This is a genomic window from Janthinobacterium sp. 75, from assembly GCF_004365495.1.
Classification (GTDB): Bacteria; Pseudomonadota; Gammaproteobacteria; order Burkholderiales; family Burkholderiaceae_D; genus Janthinobacterium.
This window is the reverse complement of record NZ_SORD01000001.1, coordinates 4,032,438-4,046,379: the sequence shown is the minus strand read 5'-3', so window position 1 is coordinate 4,046,379 and position 13,942 is coordinate 4,032,438. Positions and strand designations below refer to the sequence as shown.

The following is a 13,942-nucleotide window of genomic DNA, read 5'->3' as shown; positions in this document are numbered from 1 at the left end:
GGGTGTTGCTGGCGTGTCAAAAACTGCCGCTTTGCGGGGCAAAAGGGTGGCAAAAGGGGGGCAAAACCGCAAGTTCCGGTCATAAGGCAGGGGTAAAACGGGTATAATGCGCGCAAAGGAAATTTGCCGTACGAAAGATATTGTCATACCTACCTTTAACCCGCAGCCACGCTGCATCAACCACCTTCCAATCATGTTGATACTGCCGGGTTCCAATGCCCTGTCCGTTTTCCGTAGCCACCGTCTGTTAAGCCAACTGCAAGCCGTGTCGCCTGCGATTGTTGCCGTACAAGCACGCTATGTCCATTTCATCGATGCCAGCGCGCCTCTCACCAACGACGACAGCACGCGCCTTGGCGCCTTGCTGACGTACGGCGAGCCGGCCCAAGCTGACAATACGGAAGGCGCTGCCGAAGAATTCTTCGTCATCCCCCGTTTCGGCACGATTTCGCCGTGGGCCTCGAAAGCCACCGACATCGCGCACAATTGCGGGATGGCGCACATCAAGCGCGTCGAACGCGGCATCGCTTTCCGCATCAACCTGAAATCGGGCATCCTGGGCAGCGCCATTGGCGCCGGCAAATTGTCGGACGAGCAGGTGCAGGCTGTGGCCGACCTGCTGCACGACCGCATGACGGAATCCGTGTTGCGCAGCGCTGACCAGGCCAAGGACTTGTTCCGCACCCTGGAAGCGCGCCCGCTCGAATCGATCGACTTGCTGGGGCAGGGCAAGCGTGCCCTGGAAACGGCGAACACGGAACTGGGCCTGGCGATGTCGGAAGACGAAATCGACTACCTGGACGCCGCCTTCACCAAGGCTGGCCGCAATCCGACGGACGTGGAACTGATGATGTTCGCGCAAGCGAACAGCGAGCATTGCCGCCACAAGATCTTCAACGCCGACTGGACCATCGACGGCGTGGCGCAGCCAAAATCCTTGTTCGGCATGATCAAGAACACGCATGAATTGCAGCCGAAGGGCACCGTCGTCGCCTACAGCGACAATTCCTCGATCATGGAAGGCGCGACGGTATCGCGCTTCTACCCGCGCGGCGCCAGCCACGAATATGCGGCATCGACGGAACTGACGCACACCCTGATGAAGGTGGAAACGCATAATCACCCGACGGCGATTTCTCCTTTCCCCGGCGCCTCCACGGGCGCAGGCGGCGAGATCCGCGACGAAGGCGCGACGGGCCGCGGCGCCAAGCCAAAAGCTGGCCTGACCGGTTTCACCGTATCGAACCTGTCCTTGCCGGATGCAGTGCGCAGCTGGGAAACGGCCGCTTCCGTGACGGCGTCTCTGGCTGGCCGTACTGACGCCGATCAATACGGCAAACCGGAGCGCATCGCTTCGCCGCTGCAAATCATGATCGAAGGCCCGTTGGGCGGCGCCGCATTCTCGAACGAATTCGGTCGTCCCGTGCTGGGCGGCTACTTCCGCACGTATGAACAGAACGTCGGCGCAAAAGAAGCGGGCGCCCCTGACGACGTGTTCGGCTACCACAAGCCGATCATGATCGCTGGCGGCATCGGCAATATCTCGGCGCAGCACACGCACAAGAACGACATCCCCGTCGGCAGCCTGCTGGTGCAGCTCGGTGGCCCGGGCATGCGCATCGGCATGGGCGGCAGCGCCGCCTCGTCGATGACCACTGGCAGCAACACGGCCGACCTGGACTTCGATTCCGTCCAGCGCGGCAATCCGGAAATGGAACGCCGCGCCCAGGAAGTCATCAACGCCTGCTGGCAAATGGGCGCTGACAATCCGATCATCTCCATCCACGACGTGGGTGCGGGCGGCTTGTCGAACGCATTCCCGGAAATCACCAACGACGCCAAGCGCGGCGCGATTTTCGACCTGCGCAAGATTCCGCTGGAAGAATCGGGCATGGCGCCGAAAGAAATCTGGAGCAACGAGTCGCAGGAACGCTATGTTCTCGCCATCGCGCCGGAAAGCCTGCCCCTGTTCAAAGCCATGTGCGAACGCGAACGCTGCCTGTTCGCCGCCGTGGGCGTGGCCACCGAAGAGCGTCAACTCAAGCTGATCGACCCGGAACTGGGCAACGAGCCGGTCGACATGCCGATGGACGTCTTGCTGGGCAAGCCGCCCAAGATGCAGCGCGACGTGGTTCACGTGGCCAACGATTTCCCCGCCATCGACCTGACGGGCATGGACCTGGTGGACGTAGCGCAAAAAGTGCTGCTGTTGCCGACCGTGGCCGACAAATCCTTCCTGATCACCATCGGCGACCGCAGCGTGGGCGGCATGACCGTGCGCGACCAGATGGTGGGGCCATGGCAAGTGCCGGTGGCCGATTGCGCCGTCACCACCATGAGCTTCGAAGGCTACCTGGGTGAAGCGATGGCCATGGGCGAACGCACGCCGCTGGCCGTCATCGACGCCGCTGCCTCGGGCCGCATGGCCGTGGGTGAAGCCGTCACCAACATCGCTGCCGCCGCGATTGCCGACATTTCCGACATCAAGCTGTCCGCCAACTGGATGGCCGCCTGCGGCCAGCCTGGCCAGGATGCAGCCCTGTACGACACGGTGAAAGCCGTCGGCATGGACCTGTGCCCGGCGCTGGGCATCAGCATCCCCGTCGGCAAGGATTCGCTGTCGATGCGCACGACGTGGAAAGACGACAGCACGGGCGCGGCGAAATCCGTCACGTCGCCAGTGTCCCTGATCGTGTCCTCGTTCGCACCAGTGACGGACGTGCGCAAGTCGCTCACGCCGCAGCTGAAAACGGACAAGGGCGATACGTCATTGATCTTGATCGACCTGGGCCGCGGCAAGAACCGCTTGGGCGCCTCCGCCCTGGCGCAAGTCATGGGCCAGCTGGGCAATGAGACGCCGGACGTGGACAGCGCGGAAGACCTGAAAGGCTTCTTCGCCGCCATCCAGAAATTGAACAGCGACGACAAGCTGCTGGCCTACCATGACCGTTCGGACGGCGGCCTGTACGCCACCCTGACGGAAATGGCCTTCGCCGGCCACACGGGCATGTCCGTCAACCTGGACATGCTGACCATGGAAGGCGAGCACTCCAGCGACTGGGGCGACGCCAAGAACTGGACGGGCCAGGTAGCGGAGCGCCGCAACGAACTGACCCTGCGCGCCTTGTTCAGCGAAGAGCTGGGCGCCGTCATCCAGGTGCGTGCGGAAGAAAAATCGCTCGTTATGGACGTACTGCGCACCTTCAATCTGGGCGCCTGCAGCCATATCATCGGCAAATTGAACGACCGCGACGTGATCGAATTCACGCGCGACGCCAAGCTGATTTACACCCAGCCACGCGCAGCCCTGCACCGCCTGTGGAGCGAAACGAGCTGGCGCATCGCCCGCCTGCGCGACAATCCGGCTTGCGCGGACGCCGAATACGACCGCCTGCTGGACGTGCAAGACCCGGGCATGTCGCCTATCGTCACGTTCGACCAGAACGACAACATCGCCGCGCCATTCATCGCCACCGGCGTGCGTCCGCGTGTCGCCATCCTGCGCGAGCAGGGCGTCAACTCGCACATCGAGACGGCTTACGTGATGCACCAGGCAGGTTTCACGGCTGTCGACGTGCACATGAGCGACCTGATTGCGGGCCGCGTCAAGCTGGACGACTTCCAGGGCGTCATCGCCGTGGGCGGCTTCTCGTACGGCGATGTGCTGGGCGCGGGCGAAGGCTGGGCGAAAACGATTTTGTTCAACGCCAGCCTGGCGGAACAGTTCGCGCGCTTCTTCAACCGCACGGACAGCTTCGGCCTGGGTATCTGCAACGGCTGCCAGATGATGAGCAACTTGAAATCCATCATCCCTGGCGCCCACGCCTGGCCTAAATTTACGCGCAACAAGTCGGAGAAATTCGAAGGCCGCTTTGCCATGGTCGAAGTGATGGATTCTCCATCGATCTTCTTCAACGGCATGGCAGGCACGCAAGCCGGCATCGCCATCGCCCACGGCGAAGGCTACGCCGACTTCTCGCAAACGGGCGACATCACCCAGGTCAGCAAAGCCATGCGCTTCGTCGACAACAAGGGCGCCGCCACCGAAGCGTACCCGTACAACCCGAACGGCTCGCCCGAAGGCATCACCTCCGTCACCACGCCAGACGGCCGCTTCACCGTGCTGATGCCGCATGCAGAACGCGTGTTCCGCAGCGTGCAGCAGTCGTATCACCCTGAAGCATGGGGCGAGGATTCGCCGTGGATGCGCATGTTCAGGAATGCGCGGAAGTTTGTGGGGTAATTCAGAGCTGTTTGCGGCGCGGCGCCTTGGTTCAAGGCGCTGCTGCTGGGGTAGAAATGAGAAAGCCGCTGTCGGGAGACAGCGGCTTTTTATTTTTTAAAATACATCACTTCATATTTTTAATGATAGCTTGCAAATTCTGAAATCGTTGCTCATTAAGAAATTTTACTTCACCTATGCTTCCAAGGTCGAAAATCTCGGCAGCTTTTTTTAATCGACTAAGTAAAGGTATGGCAATTCCATCTACCAAATCTGCAAAACCTATCATGTCGGAATAGCTAGATGGTATTTTGTAACCCTTAGTCGAACTGGCTATTACAACATCATGATCTCTAAGTTTTGCAATTATATTTGAGCGTAGATACTGCTTAGTAATCTCATGAAATCCTTGATTTTTTAAATGTTCAAGAATTTCATTTGTTGATGTGAATGTTTTTCCAGAAGGGAATCTGGCACAAAAAAGCAAGTAGCTGAGCGTTGCGTACTGAATTTCTATTTCCGGATCCGATGAATTAAAATTATTTCTTAAAAATTCAGATGCTCTAAGAAGTGAGATGGTGGAAATTTTTGAGTCAATGTCGGTGGATGAGTTGTTGGCTGCTAGTTCTGTTTCGAATTTCGGCGGCCACTCATCTATCCTTATTCTCCTATTTTGAATGAAGCTTAGAAAACTGTCTCGTACGTTCCCAGAAACTTTTTCCTCGTACAGCTTTGCTGTGGTGCCAACCAAAAAGTCAGCAAGCTGAACTAATATTTGGGTTCTGCTATCCACAATCTCAATTTTCGATTCGAAAAAAAGATCGGGAACATGAGTTTTGGTGACGTAATTTCTAAAGCTGTTAATGAAATCTGAACCCCCGTGGCCATCAGCATAAATCGTTATATTTTTTACTGACTTGAAAAGTTGATTGTATAGGAGTCCATTTATGAATTTAATGAAAGATTTTTGTATTGCAATCCGCTATCTTTTATTATTCGTGATTTATCCACGCAAACTGCATAAAATCTGAAATTTAAAGGTGATATCTCATTGATTATTTTCAGTCTTTTGGCGTCGCTTAGTTTGTTTGATTTAATTTCGCCAGAATTGAAATATTTTATTCTAATATTCTCCATCGATGCTTCAAGTTCCGATCTTTCTTCGGTCGGAATTATTACTGCTAGTACTATGAAGTAATTTGAGGCGCCATCCTTCTCGGTTGCTAAATCATGGTTTCCGGATTCATCAACAAAGGCAAAGTAATCACTCATTAGTAGCCCATTTTAAATTTGTACTTTTGGATATTCTTGAATATTCACAACCCCTTCGCCACCCCTACAATCACCACCGCCGACGGCACCAGCAAAAACTGCGCAATCAGTGTCCCGGCCAACCGACTCCCCACCAGCCACACCACCGCGCGCCGGAATTGCGATTCTTCGATCTTGCCTTGGATGACGTCGTCCGTCATGCCCGACATATGCGGGTCGATGAAGACGGCCATCATGATGGTGGCGCCGCCGTTGATGATCGATGAAAGCGTGCTGGAGGTGACGCGCACGCTGGGATCGAGCACGCCTGCGTACAGTGCAGCGAAGACGCCTACCGTCCACAGGGCCGTGGCGATGACGTTCATGGCGGTCATGGAGACGGAGACGCCGGATTGTTGGCGCAGGCCAGTGACGTTGGCGGGTTTGGGCAGGCTGGCGGAGGTCTTGAGATAGGACAAGCCGCCCTTGAAGACGGCGTGCAGCAGCAGTTTCGGTACCGACCTGTGCACCTGGAAATGCTCGACGGCGCGGCAGAAGGCGCGCTGGAAGGTGGGGATCAGTATCGCGCCAATAATTGTGGCCAGGCTGGCGGAGAACAGCAGCCAGCGGAAGTCTATCAATAGCGTGCTGGCGGCAACATGCTGGTCTATGCCCGTTTCCACACGCTTGGCGAGGAATGGCCCGAGGAAAGAGTTCGAGGTGCGCGACAGCAGCATCAGAATACTGAACAGGGCCAGCGAGACGGCGATGCGTCGCGTGCGGATGCCGGCGATGCGCACGGAGTAGGCGAGGGTGCCGATAATGTGGATGATGAACGTCAGTGCGCAAATCAACAGCAATTGCTTGTCCATCACAACCTTGCAGTAAAGAAAATGTAATTCCATGCTGCCATGGAGTTACTTATTTTTCAACTGCAAATAAGATAATTTTATGTGATTGGGGTTTTGTGGTGGTTTGTGTGGAGTTGACTGAATTTCATCCCAAGGCAGAAACTGGGGTCAGACCCGACGGGTCTGACCGCGGCCTTTGCCTGTGGGGGAGATAAATGCCGCCAGTGAGTGTATGGCGTGGTTTCCTTGCTTGTATTTCAAGCTTGCACCCTCAACTACCGCACATGGCGGCGTGTCTTGCCGCACTGATCAATTACCCAACCCGGAGGTACACCGTGAGTTTCGATTCCTTTCTGTCCAAACTGAAGACCAAAGCCAGCGAACTGAAAACCGAGGCCTTGAAGTATAAGAACAAGGATTTCCTGAACGCCGCGATGGCAGGCTCGGCCTTGATCGCCATGGCCGACGGCAGCGTCAGTGCGGAAGAGAAGCAGAAGATGGTGAAGTTTATTGAAAGCAATGATGCGCTGTCGGTGTTTACCACCACGGACGTGATCAAGGCTTTCCAGGACTATGTCGGCCAGCTGGAATTCGACAAGGATATCGGCGAAGCCAAGGCGTATCAGGCGCTGGGCAAGATGAAGTCGAATGTGGAGGCGTCGCGCTTGCTGGTGCGCATGATCATCGCCGTCGCTTCGTCGGACGGCAATTTCGACGCCAACGAGCAGCGCGTGGCCAGCAAGATCGCGCGCGAGCTGGGCTTGACTCCTGCGGAGTTCGAGTTACAGTAACTGCCAAGCCAGCCGACCCCGGCTGGCTAGCTCAAGCCTTCCAGGTCATCGTCATGCCGCATCGGCTTGCCAGCGTCATAGGTAAAGCGCAGGATGACTTGCGTGGGCTTGCTGGCAGGATGGATGGCGCGTGGTGCTGGTGCAGGCGGCGCTGACCAGGGCCGGCAGTGGCCAGGCCAGCAGGCGCAGGCCGCCGCGCAGCACAGTCAATATCGGGCTACTGCGAGTGTCTGCATTGCGCTCCATGGGTCGTTGCCATTCCTTCAAGGAAATGGCGGCGATGGTAGCATGCGATGGCAGCGCAAACCTTCCTGGCACTCTGCTACGGTATAGCGCCATTCGTTTCTATTAACGGTGCCCGCCGCCTCAACGCGACGCCAGGCCGATGGTTTGCACGTGGGAGGGCACGATGCCGCCGCTCGACACATTCTGCGACGGCACCACCATCACCAGTTCGCCATCCACGCTGCCGTCATCGTTGTGGTCGATGCGCACCTTCAACTGGCGGTCCAGCGCGACGAAGGCGTTGTGGTCGGTGGCGACGATGCGGTGCTCTTCCTGCTGGCCGATCCGCGCATACTTGACAGCGCCGGCGAGGCGCAGTTCCAGGGTGTCGCCATTCGACAGATCATAGGTGCCGACGAATTTCTTGAAATCCTGGCGCATCATGTAGCGCTGGTGTTCTGGCACGTCGATGCTCGGCGAGTTGCCCGGCACGGTGACAGTGTGTTCTGGCGGCAGGGTCTGCGCGATGGCTGCCGTGCTGGCGGCGGCGAGACACAGGAGTGTGCTCAGGATGATGGTTTTCATTGTCGTCCTCGTTGGTTTGTGGCCTCTGGCGCATGGTGCGGGTGGGCTAGGAGCAGTAAGCAGTCTAGGTGCGGGTTTGGCGATGTGCATTGTTCATTCGATGGAGAGCCGCAGTTCATGCGGCGTCGATATTCAGCGGGACCATGCTAGGACGCGCCGTGATTCAATTCCTGCAGCACTTTCTTGCACAGCAGCCCGTAGCCCATGCCCGTGCCGCGTTTGTGTGCGGCAAGGTCGTAGCTGGCGCTGATATCGTCCCACGCCACGCTGCCGGGCAAGGGCCGCAAATCGTCGTCCAGGTCCATCTCGAAATGGATGAAGTGGCCGTCGGCGCTCAGCAGCTTGCCGTACACGGCGGGCATGCCAGGGTAGGCCAGTTGCAGGTCAAGCATGAGGGCCGTGCCCAGTGCCACGCCATGGTTGGCGGCGCACTGGCGCAAGGCGTCGGGCAAGGGGCGGGCGCGCCACCAGGCCGCCGTCTGTCGGATGGCGGCCAGGGTCAGCGCGTTTTGCTGTTGGACAGAATATTGTTTGCTCATGGCTGCCACCGATGCGGAATGCAACATGCCCCCTCAACGTGATGCCAGGCCCATGTTTTGCACGTGGGCAGGCACGAGGTCGCCGTTCGCCAGTTTCTCGGCCGGTACCTGCATCAGCACTTCGCCACCCACGCTGCCATCGTCGCGCAAGTCGATGCGCATGGCCAGTTGCCGGTCGAGCGCCACGAAGGTATCGCGGGAAGAAGCGACGATCCGGTGTTCTTCCTGGTCATCGATGCGCGCATACATGAAGGCGCCGATGCTGCCCGCATTGCGCAGGTGGAGCACCTGGCCGTTCGCCAATTCATAGCCGCCGCGGAACGGGGCAAATTCTTGCGCAGTCATAAGGTGCCTGTGGGCCGGCAGTTCGATCGCGTGCAGGCGTCCACCGGGAATGGTGACGGTCTGGCTGTCGGGAAGCGTTTGCGCATTTGCCAGCAGGGCGCAGACGCCCAGGGTGCCGGCCAAGATCCATGTTTTCATTTTTTTACCCATCCTTGAACTTTGGTGCCGTCCGCTGCCGGCGCGGCGATGTTGATGTGGGTGCCAGGGAACCAAACCGGCTGGTCCGTGTGCGGTGCTGTCACTCTGGCAAGGCGCGGGCTACCGGTCTTGCCAGTGTAGGCAGGCAATATGCACCGCGCATCATCCGATCGGATGACATGTCCTCATGCATCAAGGACGGCCAGGTGCGCCGTTGCGCCGTGGATCAGGGCGATCAGCTCGCCCTGGCGCCGTGTATCCGTCTTTAAATAGGTGTGGTGCAAATGCGTCTTGACGGTGTTGACGCTGATGCCGCTTCGTGCGGCGATTTCCTCGATGGTGGCCCCTTGCGCCAGCGCCTTGCCGACCTGCGCTTCGGCTTGCGTGAGGTCAAACAGCTGCCGCAAGGCCGGGACGGAAGTGCTCGTTTTTGTGGGGTCGTGCGCGATCATCAGCGCGCAGGCGGGCTGGCAATCGGCAAGCGGGGTGACAGTCATGGCCAGTGGCGCTTGCTGCTTGCGCGCCAGGCGCAGCGACTGGCATTGCTGTGCGCCGTCGGCGCTGGCGATGACCAGGCGCACGGCGCGCGCCAGGGTGGGCGGCACGGACGGTTCCAGTTGTGCCGCATGCAGGGCGTGGCCGGCGGGGGTGGCAAAGCGCAGTCCGAGGCCCGCGTCGAGCACCAGCACGGCGGCGCCCATGGCGTCGAGCGCCGCCAGTGCGCAGTGGCTGGCCAGTTGCGCTTCGCGCAGGCGCTGCTGCAGGCACAGTGCGCGTTGCAGATGCGGCAAGAGTTCCTGCCATTGCTGGCCGCTCAGACCTGCGCTGTCGAGTTGCGGCCAGTCGCCTGCGCCGCAGGCCGAGTCGTACATGGCCCCGATCAGCTTGCTTACATCTGTTGCCGTGCCCATGCTTGCCCCCATTGCCCGATGACATCAGTGTGCCGCAGGCGTGCAGGTGCGGAACTGGGTAAGGGCGGTGTTGTGCAGCGATCCTCCCCACCTTTGTGAGGAAGGGGTGGTCGCTGCCATCTGGCCTGGGCAACTTTCAAGATAGTACAAAGATAGTGCTGCTGCAATGGCGCGCGCAAATCTGCCTGGATAGTGTTCTGTAGGAAACTCGCGCGGCTAAAACGCGTCCATGATGTAAGATTCGCACTATGTCCGATTTCACATTTACCGATTGCCCATGAGTTCAATAATGATTCCCGACGTCGCCCTGGTCGACAACACCGAACAACGCACGCCGCTGGTGCTCGTGCTGGACTGTTCCGGCAGCATGGATGGCGAACCCGTGTCGCTGCTGAACGAAGGCCTGGCCTTGCTGGAACAGGAACTCAAGTCAGACGTGATCGCCGCCAAGCGCGTGCGCATTCTGGTGATTCAATATGGCGCCCACGATGAAGCGGTGGTCGCCAGCAACTGGTGCGATGCCATGGATTTCACGGCGCCCCACCTGGAAGCGAACGGCACCACGCCGACCGGTGCAGCTGTCGAGTTGGCCCTGGCCGAGATCGAGCAGGAAAAGCAGCGCTTCCGCCAGGCGGGCGTGGCGTACACGCGGCCGTGGCTATTCCTGATGTCGGACGGCGAACCGACGGACCGCTGGCAGCATGGCGCCGAACAGGCGCGCGCGGCCGAGCAGGCCAATAAAGTGGCGATCTTCCCCATCGCCGTGGGCGACAACGCGAATATCGATAGCCTTGGGCAGTTTTCCAGCCGTGGCGAGCGGGGCGTGAAGCAGCTGAAAGGCTTGCAGTTCCGCGAACTGTTCCTGTGGCTGAGCGCCAGCATGCAGGTGGTGTCGCAATCGCGTCCTGGCGCGCAGGCGCAGTTGGCCTCGACGGACGGCTGGTCTGTCGTGAATACGTGAAAGCCCGCTGATCCATGGCGATAGCAAATAAGCATTGGCGCGTGTTTGGCGCGTCCGTCACGGGCAAGGCGCACCTGGATAAAGATATCCCATGCCAGGATGCGCACGCGCATGCCGTCGTCAACGGGGTACTGGTGGCCATCGTTTGCGATGGCGCCGGTTCGGCGCGGTTGAGCGAGCAGGGCGCGCAGTTTGTCGCAATGCAAACCGTGCAGGCGCTGGCCGGACGGCTGGAGCAGGGTGCCACCGTGCAGGATTTGCATGACGGTGCGCTGGCGGGCGCCCTGGCGCAGATCCGTGCCGCACTGGACGACATCGCACGCGCCGCCAACGCCACCCTGGACGACTATGCCAGCACCGTGGTGGGCGTGGTCATGGGCGCCGACCAGGGCTTCTTTTTCCACCTGGGCGATGGCCTGGGCGTGGCGCAATTGCCGGACGGTGGAGAGCTGATTTCGCTGCCCGCCAACGGCGAGTATGCCAACGAAACCTACTTTATCAGCGGCGAGCGCTGGCGCGAACAGCTGCGCCTGCTTGCGATTCCGCAAGCCGCGCGCGGCGTCGTGCTGATGTCGGACGGCTGCATGCCCTTTGCCATGAGCAAGAACAATGCGGCGCTGTATGCGCCTTTCATGGATGCCGTGCAAGGCTATCTGCGCACGGTCGGGAGTATCGAACTGGGCAACGAGGCGCTGGCGTCCACCCTGGCCGACCCGCGCACGCACCAGATCACGGGCGACGACAAGACCCTGCTGCTGGCCTTGCGCGCATGAGCCAGAAGCAGGGTGTGACACCGGGCCTGAGTCCGGGTGGAAAAATTTGGCTGGATAAAGTCCGTAGTTTGATCCTGGGCAAACTCGTCAAGAGCGGCGGCGCGGGTAGCGTGTATCTGTTGCCCGGCGCGCCCGCGCAGGTGGCCAAGCTGTACCACCCGCACCTGGACCGGGCCGCCAACCGGCGCAAGCTCGAAGCGATGCTGGAACTGTCGCCCGAGCTGCCCGATCAATTGGAAAACGGCAAGCGCTACGTGCAGATCGCCTGGCCGCAAGCGGCCGTGTTCGACGGCCAGGGCGGCTTTGCCGGTTTCGTCATGCCCCTGCTGGACATGGCGCAGACGGCGGAGCTGGAACAGATCATGCAGGAGCGCCAGGCGCGCGCGGCCGGCTTGCCCACGGGGCTCGGTCCCAAGCTGACCCTGGCCGCCAACCTGGCCGCCGTCATCGATGCGCTGCACCAGCAGCAGCATTACGTGGTCGATCTGAAACCTGTGAACTTGCGCTTTTACCGCGATTCGCTGTACATCGCCATGCTTGACTGCGATGGTTTCAGCATCCAGGGCCATGCCGAGCGTTTTCCTGCCGAGCAATTCACGGCTGACTACCTGGCGCCGGAATTCCAGCGCAAGGGCATGCCGGCGGGCACCGAAATGGCGCAAGACCGATTTGCGCTGGCCGTTATCATCTTCCAGTTGCTCAACTTCGGCATCCACCCGTACAGCGGGCGGCCAGGCAATGCGCAGGTGGCCACCGACATTCCCGGGCGCATTCGCGACGGCTGCTATGCGTATGGCGTGAAGCGCCACAAGCAGCTGGCGCCGAACGCCACCAGCGGCCACGCGCTGATGCCGCCCGAATTGCGTGCCATGTTCGATCGTGCGTTTTCCCAGTCCCCCAAACCGCAGCGCCCGTCGGCTGCCGACTGGGCGCAGTTGTTGCGCGGCTATGCACAGCGCAGCGGCGGCAAGCTCGTCGTGTGTACCGTCAATCCCGAACACCAGCATTTTGCGGGCCAGGGCTGCGCCGCCTGCGCGCGCGACAAGGTCATCGTCGCGGCCGCGCAAGCGTCCGTGCAGGCGCAGCAGCAGATACTGGCGCAGTCTCAGCCTCAGCCTCAGCCGCCGCAGCGCAGTACGCGCCGCACGGCGCCGGGGCAGGCGCCCGCCGCCATTCCAGTGGCGGGCAACACGGGCGGCGGCATCACGGGCAAGGGCTGGGCCGTCGTGGTGCTGCTGATCGTGCTGTTCCTGATCGGCTTTACGGCCTGGACCTCGTCGCCGAATGAAACCAAGGCCAAGGCCAGCTTGCAGGCGCAAGCCGAGCAGGCGGCTGGCCTGGAAGTGTTTCGCTGGCGTACGCGCAAGGCGGCCGGTTTCCAGCCGTCCGATGCGCGCAAGGCCGTGCGCAGCCTGTCGCAAGCGATCAGCAAGGGCGACGATGACGCCGTCACGCGCGGCTTGCAGCTGTTGTACCGTTCCGGCCAGGAAAAGCCGTCCGACTACGGCGTCGACCGCACGCAGGCGCAGCTGCGCGCCTCGTTGCTGGAGGGCCTGGGCTGGGTGCCCGGCTATGAGCCGGGGCTGGTCGCGACCTATCTTGACCTGCTGCAAGCGAACCCGCGCGACCATCTGGTGGCGGCGGCCATGGGCCGCATGCATCTGAGCCTGAACGAACCGCAGGCGGCGCGCCAGTACTTCGAGCAAGCCGTGTGGGCGCACCCAACGGATGGCACGGCCTGGCTGGGCATCGCGGCCGCGGCGCAGCTGCGCGGCGGCGACGAGGGCGATGCCGTCAATCTGGTGGCGCTGGCGCAACTGACGGCTTACCGCTACGCCGTGGAGCATGCCTTGCCAGCCGAGCCGGGTCAGCCGGCCGACAATGGCGTCGCGCGCATGACGCAGCGCATGGATCTGAACGCCAAGGTGCTGCGTCTGGCGCAGCCGGGCGCTTACCAGAAACGTTGGGACAAGGTGCTGGCCGAGGGCGCGCTGCTGGCAGCCAGGCTGAAGGCCTTGCCGCCCTTGCGGGACCAGGTCGGCAGTGTACAGCGCGAGACGATGACGACGGTTGCGTATGGCGTGCTGGACGAAAAGCACGCAACGGGTGAAAACCGCCTGACCCTGACCATCGCGGCCGACGGCACCCTGACCTATGCGGCGGCCGAGTTGCCGATGGAGCCGATGCTTAACAAGGTGCTGCTCGATAGCGTCAAGCGCTGGACCTACTTGCCGGCCGTGCAGCACGGTCAATTGCGGGATGCCGAGGTGGTGGTGCTGGTGCGCTACCGCGATGGCCGGGTCAGCTTCGTGCCGGGCGGTGTGGCCGTCACGGCGGAAAATTAAAGGAA

At 60.6% G+C, this 13,942-nt stretch carries 11 protein-coding genes; 5 read left to right on the top strand and 6 right to left on the bottom strand.

The features are described 5' to 3' along the window. The first annotated feature begins 193 nt into the window (after window positions 1–193). Window positions 194–4,243 carry a phosphoribosylformylglycinamidine synthase gene (gene purL, locus C8C89_RS18480; protein ID WP_133991642.1) on the top strand — a complete coding sequence of 1,350 codons (4,050 nt, stop codon included), beginning with the start codon at window positions 194–196 and terminating at the stop codon, window positions 4,241–4,243. Window positions 4,244–4,349: 106 nt separating this feature from the next. Here the strand turns inward: purL and C8C89_RS18475 are convergent, their stop codons facing one another. Next, window positions 4,350–5,015, bottom strand: coding sequence for a hypothetical protein (locus tag C8C89_RS18475; protein ID WP_243858087.1), 666 nt, complete (start codon window positions 5,013–5,015; stop codon window positions 4,350–4,352). A 523-nt stretch (window positions 5,016–5,538) separates the two neighbouring features. Next, window positions 5,539–6,345 carry a lipid II flippase Amj family protein gene (locus C8C89_RS18465; RefSeq protein ID WP_133991636.1) on the bottom strand — a complete coding sequence of 269 codons (807 nt, stop codon included), beginning with the start codon at window positions 6,343–6,345 and terminating at the stop codon, window positions 5,539–5,541. 314 nt (window positions 6,346–6,659) lie between these two features. Here C8C89_RS18465 and C8C89_RS18460 point away from each other — a divergent pair, with 314 nt between their 5' ends. After that, a complete protein-coding gene (locus C8C89_RS18460) occupies window positions 6,660–7,115 on the top strand; it encodes a tellurite resistance TerB family protein (RefSeq protein WP_096235317.1) in 456 nt (151 codons plus the stop codon). 366 nt (window positions 7,116–7,481) lie between these two features. Here C8C89_RS18460 and C8C89_RS18455 read toward each other — a convergent pair whose 3' ends face one another. The 4 genes from C8C89_RS18455 to C8C89_RS18440 all read right to left on the bottom strand — a co-directional run bounded on the left by C8C89_RS18455 (window position 7,482) and on the right by C8C89_RS18440 (window position 9,858). Then, on the bottom strand, window positions 7,482–7,925 hold the full coding sequence (locus tag C8C89_RS18455) for a hypothetical protein (RefSeq protein WP_101481182.1): 444 nt from the start codon (window positions 7,923–7,925) through the stop codon (window positions 7,482–7,484). Window positions 7,926–8,071: 146 nt separating this feature from the next. Continuing rightward, entirely contained in the window at window positions 8,072–8,491 is a 420-nt protein-coding gene (locus tag C8C89_RS18450; protein ID WP_101481183.1) for a hypothetical protein, read from the bottom strand. 6 nt (window positions 8,492–8,497) lie between these two features. Continuing rightward, complete coding sequence (locus C8C89_RS18445; protein WP_133991634.1) at window positions 8,498–8,947, bottom strand: hypothetical protein; 450 nt, start codon at window positions 8,945–8,947, stop codon at window positions 8,498–8,500. A gap of 185 nt (window positions 8,948–9,132) precedes the next feature. Further along, a complete protein-coding gene (locus C8C89_RS18440) occupies window positions 9,133–9,858 on the bottom strand; it encodes a helix-turn-helix transcriptional regulator (RefSeq protein WP_166674791.1) in 726 nt (241 codons plus the stop codon). Between the two features lie 277 nt (window positions 9,859–10,135). Between C8C89_RS18440 and C8C89_RS18435 the strand changes: the two genes are divergently transcribed. The 3 genes from C8C89_RS18435 to C8C89_RS18425 are packed head-to-tail and all read left to right on the top strand — an operon-like array spanning window position 10,136 to window position 13,937. Beyond that, window positions 10,136–10,819, top strand: a complete 684-nt coding sequence (locus C8C89_RS18435; RefSeq protein WP_101481186.1) for a VWA domain-containing protein — start codon at window positions 10,136–10,138, stop codon at window positions 10,817–10,819. 14 nt (window positions 10,820–10,833) lie between these two features. After that, on the top strand, window positions 10,834–11,592 hold the full coding sequence (locus tag C8C89_RS18430) for a PP2C family serine/threonine-protein phosphatase (protein WP_133991632.1): 759 nt from the start codon (window positions 10,834–10,836) through the stop codon (window positions 11,590–11,592). Beyond that, entirely contained in the window at window positions 11,589–13,937 is a 2,349-nt protein-coding gene (locus tag C8C89_RS18425; protein ID WP_133991630.1) for a hypothetical protein, read from the top strand. Before C8C89_RS18430 ends, C8C89_RS18425 begins: the two co-directional genes overlap by 4 nt. Window positions 13,938–13,942: the final 5 nt, after the last annotated feature.